The 17,793-nt window shown below is 75.3% G+C and carries 14 protein-coding genes; 4 read left to right on the forward strand and 10 right to left on the reverse strand.

The window, feature by feature from the left end; all coding sequences use genetic code 11:
* Positions 1-64 precede the first annotated feature (64 nt).
* The 3 genes from CRP30_RS03855 to CRP30_RS03865 all read right to left on the reverse strand — a co-directional run bounded on the left by CRP30_RS03855 (position 65) and on the right by CRP30_RS03865 (position 3,862).
* Complete coding sequence (locus tag CRP30_RS03855; protein ID WP_097182586.1) at positions 65-1,048, reverse strand: glycosyltransferase; 984 nt, start codon at positions 1,046-1,048, stop codon at positions 65-67.
* A 239-nt stretch (positions 1,049-1,287) separates the two neighbouring features.
* Positions 1,288-2,967, reverse strand: coding sequence for an NAD(P)/FAD-dependent oxidoreductase (locus tag CRP30_RS03860; protein WP_097182587.1), 1,680 nt, complete (start codon positions 2,965-2,967; stop codon positions 1,288-1,290).
* Positions 2,960-3,862, reverse strand: a complete 903-nt coding sequence (locus tag CRP30_RS03865; protein WP_097182588.1) for a hypothetical protein — start codon at positions 3,860-3,862, stop codon at positions 2,960-2,962. The genes CRP30_RS03860 and CRP30_RS03865 overlap by 8 nt, the downstream gene beginning before the upstream one ends.
* 146 nt (positions 3,863-4,008) lie before the next feature.
* Here CRP30_RS03865 and CRP30_RS03870 point away from each other — a divergent pair, with 146 nt between their 5' ends.
* Positions 4,009-6,597 carry an ATP-binding protein gene (locus CRP30_RS03870; RefSeq protein ID WP_159961501.1) on the forward strand — a complete coding sequence of 863 codons (2,589 nt, stop codon included), beginning with the start codon at positions 4,009-4,011 and terminating at the stop codon, positions 6,595-6,597.
* Here CRP30_RS03870 and CRP30_RS03875 read toward each other — a convergent pair.
* The gene (locus CRP30_RS03875) at positions 6,581-7,303 is read right to left on the reverse strand and encodes a phosphodiesterase (RefSeq protein WP_235003148.1); all 723 of its coding nucleotides are present in this window, start codon (positions 7,301-7,303) and stop codon (positions 6,581-6,583) included. The two genes, CRP30_RS03870 and CRP30_RS03875, sit on opposite strands and share 17 nt — an antisense overlap.
* A gap of 202 nt (positions 7,304-7,505) precedes the next feature.
* On the opposite strand from CRP30_RS03875, the gene CRP30_RS03880 reads away from it, so the two are divergent.
* A complete protein-coding gene (locus CRP30_RS03880; protein ID WP_097182591.1) occupies positions 7,506-7,724 on the forward strand; it encodes a hypothetical protein in 219 nt (72 codons plus the stop codon).
* 167 nt (positions 7,725-7,891) lie between these two features.
* The gene (locus tag CRP30_RS03885; protein ID WP_097182592.1) at positions 7,892-10,072 is read left to right on the forward strand and encodes a transglycosylase domain-containing protein; all 2,181 of its coding nucleotides are present in this window, start codon (positions 7,892-7,894) and stop codon (positions 10,070-10,072) included.
* 4 nt (positions 10,073-10,076) lie between these two features.
* Here the strand turns inward: CRP30_RS03885 and mftG are convergent, their stop codons facing one another.
* Genes mftG through CRP30_RS03900 form a run of 3 tightly spaced genes read right to left on the reverse strand, consistent with a single transcriptional unit; the run spans position 10,077 to position 13,778 of the window.
* On the reverse strand, positions 10,077-11,588 hold the full coding sequence (mftG, locus tag CRP30_RS03890) for a mycofactocin dehydrogenase MftG (protein WP_097182593.1): 1,512 nt from the start codon (positions 11,586-11,588) through the stop codon (positions 10,077-10,079).
* A complete protein-coding gene (locus CRP30_RS03895; protein ID WP_097182594.1) occupies positions 11,581-12,912 on the reverse strand; it encodes a class I adenylate-forming enzyme family protein in 1,332 nt (443 codons plus the stop codon). Before CRP30_RS03895 ends, mftG begins: the two co-directional genes overlap by 8 nt.
* Positions 12,909-13,778, reverse strand: coding sequence for an MBL fold metallo-hydrolase (locus CRP30_RS03900; protein ID WP_097183116.1), 870 nt, complete (start codon positions 13,776-13,778; stop codon positions 12,909-12,911). The genes CRP30_RS03895 and CRP30_RS03900 overlap by 4 nt, the downstream gene beginning before the upstream one ends.
* A gap of 60 nt (positions 13,779-13,838) precedes the next feature.
* On the opposite strand from CRP30_RS03900, the gene CRP30_RS03905 reads away from it, so the two are divergent.
* The gene (locus CRP30_RS03905; protein WP_143278394.1) at positions 13,839-14,357 is read left to right on the forward strand and encodes a hypothetical protein; all 519 of its coding nucleotides are present in this window, start codon (positions 13,839-13,841) and stop codon (positions 14,355-14,357) included.
* A gap of 53 nt (positions 14,358-14,410) precedes the next feature.
* Here CRP30_RS03905 and CRP30_RS03910 read toward each other — a convergent pair whose 3' ends face one another.
* The 3 genes from CRP30_RS03910 to CRP30_RS03920 all read right to left on the reverse strand — a co-directional run bounded on the left by CRP30_RS03910 (position 14,411) and on the right by CRP30_RS03920 (position 17,769).
* A complete protein-coding gene (locus CRP30_RS03910; RefSeq protein WP_097182596.1) occupies positions 14,411-15,805 on the reverse strand; it encodes a M23 family metallopeptidase in 1,395 nt (464 codons plus the stop codon).
* A gap of 165 nt (positions 15,806-15,970) precedes the next feature.
* Positions 15,971-16,813 carry an ATP-binding cassette domain-containing protein gene (locus tag CRP30_RS03915; protein ID WP_235003149.1) on the reverse strand — a complete coding sequence of 281 codons (843 nt, stop codon included), beginning with the start codon at positions 16,811-16,813 and terminating at the stop codon, positions 15,971-15,973.
* Between the two features lie 20 nt (positions 16,814-16,833).
* A complete protein-coding gene (locus CRP30_RS03920) occupies positions 16,834-17,769 on the reverse strand; it encodes an ABC transporter permease (protein WP_235003150.1) in 936 nt (311 codons plus the stop codon).
* Positions 17,770-17,793 lie beyond the last annotated feature (24 nt).

Consider the following 17,793-nt stretch of genomic DNA (forward strand, 5'->3'; position numbering starts at 1 on the left):
CCAGGCCGTTCTCTCCCGGGAACGGCCTGAATCGTGTCAGGGCCCACCCGGCGACCGGGGCCGTTCACACCCAGCTGCGGTCCGCCGCCACCTGCGCGTAGACGTCGGCGTGCACCTGCCGCACCGCGGCTTGCTGCGCCTCCCGCCACTCCCGCTCGGCCGGTCGTGGCATCGGCCGGGTCAGCGCCGCACCGATCGCGGCGGTCAGGGACACCGGGTCCAGGCGCCCCTGTTCGTGCTTGCCGTAGGACACCACGTCGGACCACTGGTCGGCGAACCACCCGCAGCTCGGCGTCACGACCCGGGTGCCCACGTCCCGGCAGGTCTCGAGGTCGCGGGAGTGGCTCCCGCAGGGCTCGGGCAGCACGGCCACGTGCAGCTGCTGCAGCTGCGCCGGCCATTCCTCGGCCGGGTGGACGACCAGGTCGATGTCCCCGGACGCGGCCAGCTTGCGCACGGCACTGCCGATCCGGTGCTCGTCCGCGGCGTCGACCAGGACGCGCAGCCGACCGCCGCCGGACACCGCGCCGGACAGCGCCGCTCGCACGAGCGCCCCGGGATCGGGCACCGCCGCGGAGATCCGCCCGAGCCGGAGGCCCACCAGGCCCCGCTCGGAGCCCAGCTCGGCGTCGGCGACGGCCACCGCCGGGTGCGCCACGACGATCGCCGTCCGGCCGAAGCGCTCGGCGATCTCGTCGGCCGCGCCACGGGTGAGGGTGAAGACCACCTCGGCGGTCGCCAGCACGGCGGTGAGGTGGGCGTCCATGTCGTTGTCCCGGGGGCACGCGTCGTCCGGCGTGTGCAGGTTGTGCACCGTGACCACGAGGGGGATGCCCAGACGCCGCACGGTCTCCGACCAGCACTGGCCCGCGACCGCGGCCACGTGACCCGGGCCGGTGTGCAGGTGCAGCACGTCCAGGTCGCCGGCGTGCGCCTCCAGGTAGGAGACGTCCAGCCACGGACTCAGCTCCCCCGACGGCCCGACCCGCACCACGCCGGGCGGCAGGACCGCCTCGACGTAGGGATCGGCGAACGGGATCGTCGCCACACGGACGGGGCCGCCACGGGAGGACGGCCCCCCGGTTTCTGGAGGGTCTGCTGGCGTCACAGGCGTCGTTCGGCTCCTCGTGTGGTCGAGCACTGTCACAGCACTGTTGTACGAACGCGAGTGCTGCTCGACGGTCTCAGCGCCCGGCCAGGAGTGTTCGAGCCGGTCGACCTCGGGCCTACCCAGCGCCGCCGCGCACCAACCCGGACCGACTCCATCGGGTGACCGGTCCCGGACGGTCAGCTCCGGACGCCCGCCGTCGCGGCCAGGTGGGCGTGCACCAGCGTGACCGCCAGAGCACCCTCGCCCACGGCTGACGCCACCCGCTTGACCGAGCCCGACCGTACGTCGCCGGCCGCGAACACGCCCGGAAGACTGGTCTCGAGCAGTGCCGGCGGACGGTCCAGCGGCCAGGCCGGAACCGTCTCGCCGCCCAGGAGGGCGGCGCCGGTGAGCAGGAAACCCCACCGGTCCGTGGCCAGCGTGCCGGTGAGCCAGCCGGTGCGGGGTTCGCTGCCGATGAGCACGAACAGGACCCCCGCCTCGACCGTCTCCGCGCCGCTGTCCAGGTCGCGGATCGTGAGACCCTCGAGGAAGTCGCCACCGGATCCGCCCACCACCTGCGCGCGTGGACGGACGTCGACGTTCGGCAGCGCGTCGAGCTCCCGGATGAGGTAGTCCGACATCGTCTCGACCAGCGACGCCCGCCGGATGAGCACGGTGACGTGGTCGGCGTACCGGGACAGGTGCACGGCCGCCTGCCCGGCGGAATTGCCGCCGCCGACGACGAAAACCTGCCGGCCGCGCATCGCCGGCGCCTCGCTGACCGCCGCCCCGTAGAAGACGCCGCGCCCGGTGAGGGCCTCGAGCTCGGGAACGCCGATCCGCCGCCAGCTTGCGCCGGTGGCGACCAGGACGGTGCGGGTGAGGACCGAGGCGCCGTCGCTCAGCGTGAGACGCAGCCGGCCGTCCTCGGAGGTGATCGACTGGGCCGAGCGCATGAAGTGGAACGTGCTGCCGAAGGCCCACGCCTGCTGGTACGCGCTGAACGCCAGCCGGTTCCCGCTGATCCCGGTCGGGAAGCCGGGGTAGTTGCGGATCAGCGAGCTCGTGCCGGCCTGCCCGCCGACGGCCTCCGGCTCCAGGACCAGCGTGGCCAGCCCCTCGGACGCCGCGTACACGCTCGCGCCGAGCCCGGCCGGCCCCGAACCGACCACGACGAGGTCGTGGACCGCGTCGCCGTCCAGCGGGGTGAGCAGGCCGAACGCGTCGGCGATCTCCAGGTCGCTCGGGTCCTCGAGCACCGGCCGCTCGGGGCGGAAGCGCAGCTGCACCACCGGCAGCCGCGGCTCCTCCAGGTGCAGCCCCTCGAGCACCGCCGTCCCCTCGGCGGAGCCGGCCTCGTAGAACCCGAGCGGGATGCGGTTGCGGGTGAAGGTGTCGCGCAGGTGCTGGGCGCGCTCGGACCAGCGGTCGCCGATCATGCGGACCGCCTCGAAGCCGCCCCCCTGCCGGGCCGACCACTCCTCGAGGATCTCGGTGACCCCGCGGTGGAACTCCGCGTCACCCACGACCTCCGGGACGTAGAGCCACCGGTCGAGCTGACCGAGGGTGAGGGCCTCGAAGATGGGGCGGGCGGTGTCGAACGCCCCCCACCGGACGACCGCCACCGCCATGGCGCCGGGGTGCTCGCGGTGCAGCGCCCGCAGCACCGTCAGCCCGTCGGGGTCGGCCTCGCCCAGGCCGCCCAGAAGCGCCGCCACCGGGACGGCCGGCCCGTGCGCGAGGTCCCCCGGGACGGCGCAGGCGACGACGGTGTGGTCCCGGCCGTACCGGCGCTCGAGCTCGGCGGTCAGGGTCGCCCGCGCCTCGTCGTCCCGGGTGAGGACGACGAGCGCGGCCCGCTGCTCCTCAGCCATGCCGGTGCTCCGCGGGGAACGAGGCGGCCCGCCACCCCGCCGCCCCGGTCAGCACGACGGCGACGGCGACACCGAGGAAGATCCAGGCGTCCGGCTGGTCCCACTGCAGCGTGCCCGGGTACCGGGCCACCGCCACCAGGACCAGCACGCCGAACACCGTGTAGGCGATCGCCGCGGTGCGCAGCCGTCGCAGGTCACCGGCCACCGCGACCGCCGCCAGCGCCGTCGCCAGGCCGAAGGCGAGCAGCCAGGCCGCGACGACGCGTGCGGTGAACGGCGACATCTCCCACGGCCACACCCAGGCCACCGTGGTCGGATCGGCGTAGAGGAGGCAACCGACCGCCAGCAGCACCGCCGACTCCCCCGCCAGCGCGACCCGCAGCACCACCGGCACCGGGTGCCGGGGCGGCGGGTCCTCGCCCGGCGCCCGCTCCTGGTGGACCAGCAGCACCGCCATCGCCACCGGGACGAGGACGTAGACGACCAGCCAGAACCACGCCGCCCCCTTCGCCAGCACGTCGAGGCCGCCGAAGTCGTCGTCGAAGTGCATCCGCTCGATGTGGAGGAGCGTGGCGCCGAGGGTGAGGACGACGAAGACGAGGATGGTCAGCACCGGGACGCGGCTGTGCGCCCAGACCGGGTCCCGGAGGGACAGGACGACGAGGACGAAACCGGCCGCGTAGCCCGCCCCGATGAAGGCCGCGGTGAGCGGGGGCTGGATCGTCCACGCGAACGTCTCGGAGGTGTTCTCCGAGAGCACGAAGAGGGCACCGGTGGCGAGCGCGGTGAGGACGGCGAACGCTCCCAGCAGGGTCCGCATGCCGGTGAGCAGCGGACGGTGCCGAGCGGCCTGGGCATCGGGGGGCGGGGCAGTGGGCGGCGGGGCAGCGGTCACAGGGGGCCTCCCGAGCACTTCGGGCCCCCGTGCGCGGTTGCGAGCGCGGCCATTCCACCACCGCGAGAACCGCCTGTCATCGCCTTTCGGGCCCAGGGGGCGATCCCTAGACTCCCGCCTGCGCCGTGCGGCGGACGGGAGGGCTCGTGGCCGGAGATCCCCGCGGGTCCGCCGATGCCCCGGAGCCGATCGCCACGCCCGACCGGCGGCTGCGGGTCTTCGTCTCCTCGACCCTGGAGGAGCTCGCTCCCGAGCGCGCGGCGGTGCGCGCAGCGGTGCGCGGACTACGGCTCACGCCCGTCATGTTCGACCTCGGCGCCCGGGCCCACCCGCCGCGGGAGCTGTACCGCGCCTACCTCGAGCAGAGCGACGTCTTCGTCGGGGTCTACGGCGAGCGGTACGGCTGGATCGCCCCGGACATGGACGTCTCCGGGCTCGAGGACGAGTACGACCTGTCGGCGGGCCGTCCCCGGCTGCTGTACGTGCGCCGCGTCGCGCCCGGCCGCGAGCCGCGCCTCGACGCCCTGATCACCCGCATCCAGGCGGAGAGCGGCGCGTCGACGACCCCGTACGACGACGCCGCCGACCTGGCCGAGCGGGTCGCCGACGACCTCGCGGTCCTGCTCACCGAGCGGTTCGCCCACTCGGCGGCGGCTCCGCCCGGGCCGGCGCCGGGGTGGCTCCCCACCCCGGCCACCGCCCTCGTCGACCGGCGCGCGGAACTGGCGCTGGTGACCGGGCTGCTGGACGACCCCGCGGTGCGGCTGGTGACGATCAGCGGCCCCGGCGGGATCGGCAAGACCCGGCTGGCCCTCGCCGCGGCCCAGGCGCTCGCCGACGGACGCGACGCCGTGCGGCTGGTCGACCTGCAGTCGGTCCGCGACCCCGGCGACGTGCCGGCGGCGGTGGCGGCCGCGCTCGGGGTTCCCGTCGAGGGCCGCCGTCCGGTGCTGGAGCGGGTCGCCGACCGGCTCGCCGGCAGCCGGGTGCTCCTCCTCGTCGACAACCTGGAGCAGGTGCTCGGGGCCGTCCCCGACCTGGCGCAGCTGCTGGCCCGCTGCCCCGGCACCCAGTTGCTGGTGACCAGCCGACGGATCCTGCGGCTCCGGGGCGAGCACGACGTGCCCCTGGGTCCGCTCGGCCTGCCCCGCGCCGGTGACGCGGAGGGCATCGCCGGCGCCCCGGCGGTGGAGCTGTTCCTCGCCCGGGCCCGGCAGGCCGATCCGGCCTTCGAGCTGGACGCAGCCGCGGCGGACGCCGTCGCGGAGGTCGTGCGCCGCCTCGAGGGCCTCCCGCTGGCCATCGAGCTGGTCGCCGCCCGGGTGCGCACGCTCCCGCCCGCCGCCCTGCTGCGCCGCCTCGACAGCGCGCTGGACGTGCGCGGTCCCGGGCCCGACGTCCCCGACCGGCAGCGCACGCTGCGCGCCACCGTCGCCTGGAGCCACGACCTGCTCGACGAGCAGGAACGGGCGCTCCTCGCCCGCCTGTCGGTGTGCTCGGGCGGGGCCACCCTGGACACCGTCGAGGCCCTCGCCGGTCCGGACGACGGCGCACTCGACGTCGCCGATGTCCTGTCCTCCCTCGTCGGGCACAGCCTGGTGACCCCGACCGACACCGGTGAGGGAGAGCCCCGCTTCCGGATGCTGGAGCTGGTCCGGGCCTTCGCCGCCGAGCGGCTGCGCGAGCGCGGCGAGGAGTCCGCCACCCGGGAGCGGCTGGCCGTGCACCTCGCGAAGGTCAGCGCCGCCGCCGCGGACGGGCTGGTCGGCTCCGAGGGCGCGCTGTGGGCGGCCCGGCTGGAGGCCGAGGCCCCGGACCTGCTCGCGGCGCTGCGCTGGTCGGTCGCCGCCGACCGCGCCGACCTCGCGGTGGGTCTGGCCGCTCCCCTGGCGCGCTGGTGGTGGGCCCGAGGGCTGCTGGGCACCATGGGCCAGATCGCCGATGCCACCGCCGACCTGCCCTCGGCGACCCGGCTGGACGCCGCGGCCGCCGGTCGGTTGCTCTGGGCCCGCGGCGCCACCCGCATCGCACTCGGCCGCCTGGAGGAGGCGGCGCCGCTGTTCGACGCGCTGCTGGCCGGTGCGCGCTCCGGCGGCGACCCGTGGCTGCTCGGCCACGCGCTCACCGGGTCCGCGATGACCCGGTCGCCCGACGACCCGCAGCTGCCGGCACTGCTGGCCGAGGGGGTGGCCGAGCTGCGCCGGTCGGGCGACACCTGGTCGGTCGTCTACGGGCTGGTGCCGCTGGGCGACGTCGCCCTGCTGAGCGGGGACGTCGCCGGCGCGGTCGCCGCGCACGAGGAGGGGTTGCGGCTCGCCCGCGGGATCGGGGACGAGCACCTGGTCGCGACCCTGCTTGACCAGCTGGCGCTCGACGCCCTGCTGGCCGGGGACGCCGCGGGGGCCCGCGGCCGGCTGACCGAGTCGGCCGCCGTCCACCGGCGGGTGCGCGATCAGGAGGGTCTCGCCTACTGCCTCGACGGGCTCGCCGCCGTGTGCCTCGCACAGGGGGACCCGCGCACCGCCGCCCGGCTCTCGGGGGCGGCGACCGCGGCGCGCGCCGAGGTCGGGGTCACCGTGTGGCCGATGCTGCGCACCCTGGCCGACGGCTTCGAGCAGACGCTGCGCTCCGCCCTGGGCGAGGAGGAGGACCGGCGGCAACGGGCAGCGGGCGCGGCGCTGGGCCCGTGGCAGGCGCTGGAGGAAGGGCTGGCCGCGATCAGCGAGCCCGGGTAGTCCCTGTCCGGGCCGCCCGCGCGCGGGCGTAGGCCGGAGCCCGGAAACGCGCCATCGGCCCGTCCGGGGCCAGCCCCGGGGGCGGGTTCTGGACGGCGTCGAACATGACGTCGGGGTCCAGGCCGGCCACCGGCTCGACCAGGACCAGACGGCCGAACGGCTGCCACGGCCCCGTTCCACGCGCCGCCGCGAGGGTGAACCGCAGGCTGTGCCGGGACACGTCCCCGGCGAGCTCCTCGGGGTCGGAACTCACGCCGTCGGCCTCGGGGAGGGCGGCCAGACGCAAGGTCCCGGCGTCCGAGCGGTACCCCATGATCGAGGAGTACACCGCGGCGGTGTCGCGCCGCGGGACGGGCACCAGCCGGGTGAGCCGACCGCGCCCGGTGGTGGAGAGCAGGAGATCCACGGGCGCCGGCCCCGGCAGCCGGACCGCCAGACCCAGCAGGTCGGGGAGGGGAGCCGGCAGTCCTGCGCCGCGGGAGAGGCGCACGACCGCCTGGTCGCTGGACTGCGCGTCCAGCCAGGGGACGCCCCACACCGGCGTGCTTCCGCGGCGCTCCAGGACGGCGTCGAACACCACACCTCTCGGATGCATCGGCTTGCCACCGCGCCACTGGGCGATGGCCCCGAGGGGCACGGCCACCAACCTGCCCGCCCCGCGCGCGAGGTCCCCCACCAGTCGTCCACCTGTCGCCACCGCGGCCATGTACCCAGCGCACGGCCCGATCGACACGGGAGGTCGCGCGTTCCGGCGCACGCAGACCGTCGACGGATGGCGGCTTCTGCTCATCCCGAGGAACGGCACCCACCGTCAAGCGACGAACTCTGCGGAACGTGACCCCATTCTTCGGCGAGTTATGCCGCGCCGGATCGCTGACACGGATCGTTCCGCCCCCTACCTTCGGTACATGCTCTCCACGCTCCTGGTCATCGGCGGTGTCCTCATCGGACTGTTCGTGCTCCTCGCCCTGATCGTGAGCCTGAGCGGCCGGCCGCAGACCACCACCCGCGCCCCGGGCCGCCCCGGCCCCGCCCCCTCCTGGGTGGCCGACGCCGGCCGTCCGCACCCCGACGCGTGGTCGCCGCTGGCCGGCGCCGGCACCCACGAGATGCCCGCGGTCCGCTGATCACCTGAGCCCCGGCGTCCCGGCGGCTGCGACGACGCGCCGCCGGGACAGCCCGGTCGGCGGCGACACGCCGGTGGCCGAGACTCGGCGCGCCAGAGGGTGTTCCGGAACGACACCGCACGCCACCATGGCGACGGCAGCAGCCGTGGCGTCGGGCGAGGTGGTCCATGTCCGGACGGGACCGTCCCCGGTGGCACGCCGCCCAGTTGCTCCTGCTCGTCGCCGTGCCCCTCGCGGGCGCGCTCGTCGCCGCCCTCCTGCTGCCCTGGCTGCTCGGCCCGGGTCTGGTCGTCCGCTCGCACGGTGACCTGCTGGCGCCACTGCCGGTCGAGCTCTCGGACAGCACGCCGCCGGGCAACACCGTCGTCCTCGCGGCCGACGGCTCGCTGATCACCCACTTCTACCGGCACAACCGGACCCCGGTGGGCCCGGACGGCATCGCCGAGGTGATGAAGCAGGCCCTCGTCGACATCGAGGACTCGCGGTTCTACGAGCACCGGGGGCTCGACGTCGAGGGCACCGCCCGGGCCCTGGCCCGCAACCTCATGGCCGGCAGCGTCATGGAGGGCGGCTCGACGATCACCCAGCAGCTGGTCAAGCAGACCCTTCTGCAGACGGCCACGACGCCCCAGGAGCGGCTGGCCGCCACCGAGGAGACCCTCGGCCGCAAGCTCCGGGAGGCGCGCCTCGCCCTCGCCCTGGAGCAGCAGTACTCGAAGCCGGAGATCCTCACCCGCTACCTGAACATCGTCTACTTCGGCCGGGGTGCCTACGGCGTCCAGGCCGCGGCGCTGCGGTACTTCGGGGTGAACGCGATCGACCTCACGCTGCCGCAGGCGGCGATGCTGGCGGGGCTGGTGCAGACCCCGGCGAACGACGACCCGATCGCCAATCCGGAGGGGGCCCGGGAACGGCGCGACCAGGTGCTGCAGCGCATGCACGCCCTGGGCCACATCACCGACCAACAGCTCGCGGAGGTGATCGGGCAGCCGGTCCAGGTGAGCCCCACGGATCCGCCGCCCAACGGGTGCATCGACGCGCTGATCGGCGCCTTCTTCTGCGACTACCTCCAACGGCACCTGACCGGCACGCTCGGCATCAGCCAGGCGCAGCTCGAGACCGGCGGGCTGACCATCCGGACGACCCTCCGGCCGGATCTGCAGCGTTCCGGCGACGAGGCTGTCCTCAGCAGCCTCGCCCTCGACGACCCGCTGGCCGCCATGTTCTCCGCGGTGGAGCCCGGCACGGGGAAGGTCCTCGCGCTGAGCGTCAACCGGCGGTTCGGGTACGACGCCACCGACCCCACCCAGGAGTCGGTCAACCTGAACCTCGTCGCGAGCCAGGGCGCCGGGTCGACGTACAAGGTCTTCGTCGCCGCGGCCGCGCTGGAGCGCGGCATCCCGCCGTGGCACACCATCACCACCGGCGACCCCTACGTCTCCCGGGTCTACAAGAACGGCCGCGACCCGTACACCGTCCGCAACGCCGGCAGCTACCCGGCGACGCTGACCATGACAGAGGCCCTGATCCGGTCGTCGAACACCTACTTCGTCGCCCTCGAGGACCAGCTGGGCAGCGTGGAGGCGCCGGTCCGGACGGCGCAGCGGATGGGACTGTTCTCGCTGGACCCCGTGGCCGATCAGGTGGTGGCGGAGAACCGCGGCTCCTTCACGCTCGGGGCCGAGGCGACCAGCCCCCTGGCGCTGGCCAACGCCTACGCCACGCTGGCGGCATCGGGGACGCACTGCGCACCCGTACCGGTCACCGAGATCCTGGACCGTCACGCGGCTCCGCTGACCCGCGAGGACGGGACGCCGCTCCCCACCGGCCCGTCCTGCACGCCGGAGGTCGTCCGGCCCGACGTCGCGACCACGCTCAACCAGATCCTGGTCGGCGACACCGCCCTGCCCATCGGCACCGGCACCCGGGCGGCGATCCCGGGCCACCAGATCGCGGGCAAGACCGGCACCAGCCAGGAGCGCTACTCCGTCGCCTTCGTCGGCTACACGCCTCAGTTCGCGGCGAGCGTGATGGTGCTCAACCCGAAGCGGAACGAGGACCTCGGCGGCTACGGCGGCCGGCTGGCCGCACCGATCTGGCGGGCCGCGATGCTGCCGATCCTGTCGGCGCAGCCCGCCGTCCCGTTCTCGCCGGCCGGCATCCCGCTGGACGACCCGACACCCCCGCCACCTCCTCCGCCGGAGGGCCCCGCCCCGCCGCCGGACGCACCCGAGCCGCCCGAGCCGCCGGACGAGCCCGCTCCCCCGCCCGAGCAGGTGGTGCCGGAGCAGGTGCTGCCGGAGAACCTGCCGTTCGACGACCCGGGGTTCCCGTTCGGGGCGGACTGACCGGTCAGGTCGCCGTCATGAGCTCCGCGGCCCGCTCGCCCAGCATCACCGCGGTCGCCGCCGGCCCGCGCGAGGTCACCTGGGGCATGACGGAGGTGTCGACGACCCGCAGCCCGGCCACTCCGCGGACCCGCAGGTGCTGGTCCACCACCGCTGTCCCGTCCTCGTCCCGGCCCATGCGGGCGGTGCCGGCGAGGTGCACGGCGGTGGTCAGGCGTTCCCGGATCCAGCCGTCGAGCGCCTCGTCGGCGTCCAGCACCGGTCCGGGGAGCCCGCTGCCCGGAGCGAGCATCGGCGCGAGCGCCGGACTGCGCAGGAGCGCCACGGCCAGCCGCACGCCCTCGCGCAGCCGCCGCCGGTCGGCCTCCTCGCTCAGGTACCGGTGCTCCAGGCGGATCCGCCCGTCGGGGGCGAGGGACACCCGTCCCCGGCTGTCCTCGCGCTGCAGGCCCACCCCGACGAGCAGTTCGTCCTGGTGCGGGCCGGCCGGGGCGCCGGTGATCCGGCTGAACGGCGTGAGCCACGGCAGGACCTCCAGGTCCCCCGGCGCCGTCGCCCCTTGCGAGGTCGCGTGCAGGACGCCGTGCAGGGGCAGCCCGGCGGGCAGCGGCCGGAGCGGGCGGAACGGCACGTAGACCTGCGGGTGGTCAGACGCGCCGGCGCCCACTCCCGGGACGTCGGCCACGACGGGCAGGCCGGCGGCGCGGAGGTCGTCCGCGGGGCCGATGCCCGAGCGGAGCAGCAGGGACGGCGACCCCACCGCACCGGCCGCCAGCACCACCTCCGCGGCGCGGACGGTGCCGTCGGCGGTCCGTACGCCCACGGCGCGGCCGCCCTCCACCACCACCCGGTGCACGGTGACCCCGCCGCGCACGGTCAGCCCCGGCAGACCGCGGCGGGGCGAGAGGTAGGCCATGGCGGTGTTCACCCGCATGCCGCCGGCCACGTTGAGCGGTACCGGCCCGTAGCCCGGCGGGCCGTCGGCGTTCTTGTCCGGCTCGGCGGCGTGCCCCTGCTCGCCGGCCGCGGCCGCGAAGGCGTCGGCCAGGGGGTGCCCCTCCCCCGGGCGCCGGACCGGGACCGGACCGTCCGCCCCGTGGCCGGGGCGGTCGCCGAAGTCCGCGTCGGCCTCGAGCCGGCGGAAGGCGGGCAGGACGGCGTCGAAGGACCACAGGTCGTTCCCGGCGGCCGCCCAGCCGTCGAGGTCGGCACGGGTGGCGCGGATGAAGGAGCAGGCGTTGAGGGCGCTGGAGCCGCCGACGACCCGCCCGCGCGGGACGCCCACGACCCGACCCGGGAACAGCTCCACCGGGACGTCCCAGTTCGCCTCGTGCCCGGGCGCCGCCGCGCGCATCGTCGCGGCGTCCCGAAGCTCGGCCGGGAAGTCGGCCGGTTCCCGGTGGTCGGCGCCGGCCTCGAGCAGCAGCACCCGCCGGCCGGTATCGGCGAGCCGGGCGGCCAGCGCGCAGCCCGACGTGCCCGCCCCGACGACGACGACGTCCCAGTCCTCAGCCACCGGCCAGGCCCAGCACCCCGGGCAGGTCCAGCCGGCGCACCTTGCCGGTCGAGGTGCGGGGCAGCTCCGCCAGCGGGTGCAGCGCCTTGGGCCGTTTGGACCCGGCCAGCCGCTCCCGGGCCCACGCCGCCAGCTCCGCCGGATCGGCGGTGCCGACGTAGGCGGCCACCACGCGCTGACCCCAGTCGTCGTCCGGGACGCCGAACACCGCGCTCTCGACCACGTCCGGATGCGCGTCCAGCACGGCCTCGACCTCGGCGGGGTAGACGTTCACGCCCCCGGAAATGACGAGGTCCTCGCGCCGGCCGTCGAGCCACACCACGCCGTCGTCGTCCACCCGGCCCAGGTCGCCGACGGTGACCAGGTCGCCGCGCCACGCGGCCGCGGTCTTCTCGGGCGCCCGCCAGTACTCGAACCGCGCCCACGGCGGCACCGCGCACCACAGCTGACCGCTGTCGTCGGTCTCCAGCCGGCGACCGGGGCGCGCCCGGCCGACGCTGCCGGGGTGCGCGAGCCAGTCCTCCGGCGGGCACACGGTGAACTGGGCCTCGGTGGAGCCGTAGAACTCCCACACGCTGCCGTCGGGGAGGGCCTCCAGGACGGCGTGCTTGAGCGGGGCCGGGCAGGGCGCGCCGGCGTGCACGAGACGCCGGAAGGAGGACCAGTCCACCGGGTGGGCTGCGGTACGGCCATGGGAGAGCAGCCGCTGCAGATGGGTGGGCACGCAGAACGTCGTCGTCGGGCGGAGGGTCGTGATCGCCTCGGCCGCGCGGGCGACGTCGAAGGGCCCCGGCAGCAGCACCTCGCCGCCGGCCAGCAGCGTGTGGATCGCGAACCGCAGCGGCGCGCTGTGGTGCAGCGGCGAGAGCACGAGGTGCCGGTCGTGCGGCCCGAAGTCCCAGAGGGCGATCTCCTCCGCGGCGAGCGCGCGGGCGTCGTCCTCGGCCAGGACGCCCGACCAGACGCCCTTGCGCCGTCCCGTCGTCCCGGACGTGTAGTGCATGGGGCGGGCCAGGGGCACGTCGGCCAGCTCCACCTCGTCGGTCCCGGTGAGCAGCCGGCCCGGTTCCGTGCCGACGTCGAGGGCGGGGTCGGCGTCCTCGGCCAGGGCAGCCCGCTCGGACGCCGGGAGCCCCGAATCCAGGACCACGGGCACGACGCCGGTGCGCAGCGCGCCGAGGACCACCGCCAGCAGGGCGGGCGAAGCGGCCGCGGAGACCAGCAACCGGTCCCCGGGGCGCACGCCCGAGCCGGCCAGCGCGGCGGCGGCCCGCCGCTGGTCCCGCTCGCTGTCGGCGGCAGCGAGGACGGGGACGTCGCTCATGCCAGGCGGACCGCGTCGCCCGTCGCGGTCTCGATCCGCCCCTCCCCCTGCAGCTTGGCGAGCGTCGCCCGGGTCGACTGCGTCGCGGCCGGCCACAGCCGCTGCGGGACCTCGGCGTAGACGGTGGCGACGAGCTCCTCGACGGTCCGCGCCCCGCCCGCGAGTGCCGTCAGCAGCTGGTGCTCCCGGAAGGCGCGGTGCGCGAGGTAGTACTCCAGGACCGCGCCCGGGTCCTCGGTCAGCTCCGGCCCGTGCCCGCAGTAGAGGGCGCTGGGGCCGAGGTCGTGGACCCGTCGGAGGGACTCCAGGTAGGCGACGACGTCCCCCTCCGGGTGGGTGACCACCGAGGTCCCGCGGCCGAGGACGTGGTCCCCGACGAGCACGGCCCCCGACTCCAGCCGGAAGGCGAGGTGGTCGCGGGTGTGCCCGGGGGTGGCGACGACGCCGATCGTCGTGCCCGCCAGGTCCAGGCGCGCCCCGTGGTCGAGGACCCGCCCGTCCGCGCCGGCCACGGTGGCGTCGCCCGCGGCGACCGGGGCGCCGAAGTGCGCTCCCCAGGGCAGGGCCGCCTCGGCATGGTCCCCGTGGTGGTGGGTGACCAGGACCGCGACGCAGCGGGCGTCCCGCGCCGCGAGCGCCGTCTCGACCGCGGCCAGGTGCGCCGGGTCGTCCGGCCCCGGGTCGACGAGGACCGCCTGGCCGCTGCCGGGCGCCCCGACGACGTAGGTGTTGGTGCCGTCGAGCGTCATGCCGGACGGGTTCGGTGCCAGGACGCGAGTGACCAGGGGCTCCAGGTCGGCCGTCCGCGGGAGCTCCCCGGGGACGGGAAGTCCCCACGTCGCGCGCGGGTCGGCCGGGGCGTCCACGCCCGGCACGCTAACCCGTGCCGCTGCGCGGCGTCGCATCCGGCGGTTAGCCTCGCGCTCATGCGTCGATCCCTCACCGTGTGCCGCAGCGGGCTCTCCCTCGCCGCCGCCGTCGTCCTGCTCACCGCCTGCGGCGGCTCCGACGGCGAGGACGCGGCGTCCTCGGAGTCCAGCGAGGCGAGCTCGAGCGCGGCCGAGACCTCGGCCGGCGCATCCGACTCGGAGTTCTGCACGGAGGCCGCCGACCTGCAGGAGCAGATCAGCTCCACGTTCACCGGCCAGTCCGACCCGAACACGCTGCCCACGGTGCTCTCGGCCGCGGCGGAGCAGATCCGCGAGATCGAGCCGCCCGCCGAGCTGGAGGCGGACTGGACCACGTTCGGCGACGGGATCGAGCAGGTCGCGGAGGCGGCGAGCGCGGTGGACTTCAACGACCCGAACGCCGTGGCCGGGTTCCAGCAGGAGATCGCCGGGCTGCAGGCCGGATTCGGCGAGGCGTTCACGAACGTCGACACCTACCTGAGCGAGGAGTGCGGCATCGGCACCGACGCCACCGACCCCGCGGCTCCGACCAGCTGATCCCGAGCGGGCCCCCGCACGGGGCCCGCTCGGAGCGGGAGGGGTCCTTCCCCTCAGCAGCCCGAGACGCCGACCCCGCGGGCGCGGAGCCAGGGCATGGGGTTGACGTGCCCGCTGTGCAGCTGGCCGTTGGGGTGCACCTCGAAGTGCAGGTGCGGGCCGGTGGACTGGCCCCGGTTGCCGACCTCGGCAATCCGTTCGCCGGCGTCCACCCGGTCACCGGCGCTCACGAACTCCCGGTTGACGTGGCCGTACACGGTGACGGCCCCGTCGTTCCCGCGGATGTAGAGCGCCAGCCCGAAGCCGGTCGCCGGACCGCTGCGGACGACGACGCCGGAAGTGGCCGCGTAGATCGGCGTGCCGATGGGGGCCGCGACGTCGACCCCGCCGTGCAGCGCGCCCCACCGGACGCCGAAGCAGCTGGAGATCCGGCCGGACGTGGGGAAGACGTACGCGCCCGAGCCGCCGCCGGAGACCCCGCCGCCTCCCGAGGAGCCGCCACCACCCGACGAGCCGCCTCCTCCGCGCACGGCGGCCGCCTCCTGGGCGGCGCGGGCGGCGGCAGCGGCCGCGGCGCGGGCCGCAGCCTCCTCCTCCGCCCGGCGCTGGCTGTCCCACTGCTGGAAGGCGTCGCGCGCGCCCTGCAGCTGGAGCAACTGGATCTGGGCGGCCTGCAGCTGCGCCTCGTAGCCGGCCTTCTGCACGGCCACCTGCTCGTAGGCACCCTGCTGGGCGGCCAGCTGCTGGTCGGCCTCTTCCTTGGCGGCCTCGGCGGCGTCCTCGGCCGCGGCCATCTCGTCCCGCGCGGCGCGGGCGGCGGAGTCGGCGTTGGCCTGACGGACCTTCGCCACCTCGAGCTCGCCCAGCACGTCGAGCTGGTTGTCGGCCACGTAGTCGAGCATCGCGGCGCGCTGGATGAGCTCGCCGGGGCCGGCGGAGTCCAGGAGGGCCGCCGTCGTGCTCAGCTTCGGGCCCTGCATGTAGCTGTCCCGGGAGAAGAGCGCGATGCGCGCCTCCGCCGCCGAGACCGCGACGGCGGCCTCCTGCAGCTGGGCAGCGGCGACGTCCGCGGCCTCCTGCGCCTGCAGGAGGGCCTCCTCGGCCTGCAGGTAGGCGGTGCCGGCGGCCTCGGCGAGGTGCCCGACGCGCTCCAGCTCGGCCTCCGCGCTGGCGACGAGCGCGGCGATCCGGCCCACCTCCGCCGCGGCGGCGTCTTGCTGGGCCCGCGCGGCACCCAGCTGGCCGTCGGTCGGGTTGGGCGGCGGCGGTGGGGCGGCGACGGAGGGGCCGGCCGTGCCGAGGAGCAGCCCGCTCAGCACGGCGCCGGTCAGGACGGTGACGAGGACGGCACGGGCGGGACGGGCCGGGCGGCCCGCGACCGGCCGACGGGAGCGAGAGCTCCCGGGGACCGCCGGAGTCGCCGGTCCGGACGGACGGCGCTGGAACATGACTCGCTCCCTGGGGAAGAGGGTGGGCATCGAAGGCAGGCGTCGATGCCCAGCGAGAGTCGCAGCATCACCATGAGTCACAAAGGCAACACGCGGAACGGTTGACACACTGCAACGAGAACGGTCAGTGACCGTCGCGCCACTGTCGGTATGTCGACACTGGGGTCAGGACGTCGGCCGCTCCAGCTCGTGCGCGAGCTGGTCCAGCTCCGCACCGCCGGCCATCAGGCGGGTGAGCTCGTCGCGGTCCACCTCGCCCTTGGCGAAGGAGCCGAGGCTACGGCCACGGTTCAGCAGCAGGAACCGGTCGCCCACCGGATAGGCGTGGTGCGGGTTGTGCGTGATCAGGACGACGCCCACCCCGCGGTCGCGCGCCTGGGCGACGTAGCGGAGGACCACCCCCGCCTGCTTGACCCCCAGTGCCGACGTCGGTTCGTCCAGGATCAGCACCCGCGCCCCGAAGTGCACCGCGCGCGCGATGGCCACCGACTGGCGCTCGCCGCCCGACAGCGTGCCGACCGGCTGGTCGGGGTCGCGGATGTCGATGCCCATCTCCTGCAGGGCCAGTCGGGTGGTCTCCCGTGCCTGCGCGGCGTCGAACCGACGGAAGGGGCCCCGGCCCCGGGTGGGTTCCGCCCCGAGGAAGAAGTTCCGCCAGATGGCCATCAGCGGGATCATCGCCAGGTCCTGGTAGACGGTCGCGATGCCCGCGTCGAGCGCCTCGCGCGGAGCGCCGAAGGACACCACCTGTCCGTCGAGCAGCATCTCGCCGCGGTCGGCCCGGTGGACGCCGGAGAGGATCTTGATCAGCGTGGACTTCCCGGCGCCGTTGTCGCCGAGCACGCAGGTCACCTCGCCGGCCCGCACCGTGCTGGTGATGCCGTCGAGGGCGATCACCGAGCCGTAGTCCTTGCCGACGTCGCGCAGCTCGAGCAGGGGCACGCCGGTGTCCCCCGTCGTCGGTGGGCTGGGTGGGGGCGTCATCGGCGGGGTGGGTGGGGAAGTCATCGGTGGGGTGGGTGGGGAAGTCATCGTCTCGCCGCCTCTGCGTAGCGGCGGACCAGCCGGTTGGCCAGCACGGCGAGCAGCAGCATCGCGCCGAGGAAGAAGTAGAACCAGTCGGCGTCCCAGCGCAGGTACGGGATGCCCAGCTGCGTCATGCCGAAGATCAGCGCCCCGAGCGAGGCGCCGATCGCCGAGCCGAAGCCGCCGGTGAGGAGGCACCCGCCGATCACGGCGGCCACGATGAAGATGAGCTCCTGGCCGATACCGGTGTTCGCCTGCACCGAGGTGAGGCGCACGGCGAGCGTGACTCCGACGAACCAGGCCGCCGTCGCCGTCGTCATGAACAGGGTGATGGTGGTGCGCCGCGCCGGCACGCCCACGTTGCGCGCGGCCACCTCGTCCCCGCCGGTCGCGAACACCCAGTTGCCGAAGCGGGTGCGCAGCAGCACCCAGGTGGCGAGCACGGTGAACAGCACCCACCAGAGGATCGCCACGCGGAACTCGGTGCCGGCGATGCTCAGCCGGGACGCGAACAGCCACTCGGCGGCCGCGTACCCGGGGGCGTCGTCGATGCCGCCGACCGTGACCGTGTCGGTGAAGAACTTGGTCAGCCCCAGGTTCAGGCCCTGCAGCATCAGGAACGTGCCCAGCGTGATGATGAAGCTGGGCAGGCCGGTCCGCGTGACCAGCCAGCCGTTGAAGAAGCCGATGGCCAGCGCCAGGGCCAGCGAGACGCCGATGGCGACCCAGATGTTCTGGCCGAACTCCACGGCGACGATGCCCACGGTCAGCGCCGTCGTCCCGGTCATCACCCCGGCCGAGAGGTCGAAGTGCCCACCGATCATCAGGAGAGCGACCGCGACGGCCATGATCCCCAGCGTCGAGGCGGGGTCCAGCCAGTTGGCGATGCCCCGCGGTGAGCGGAACACCTCCGACTGGACGGCGAAGAACGCGAACACGACGACCGCGCCGATCAGCGCACC

Origin of the sequence: Blastococcus haudaquaticus (assembly GCF_900230285.1) — a bacterium.
GTDB classification, from domain to species: Bacteria; Actinomycetota; Actinomycetes; order Mycobacteriales; family Geodermatophilaceae; genus Blastococcus_B; species Blastococcus_B haudaquaticus.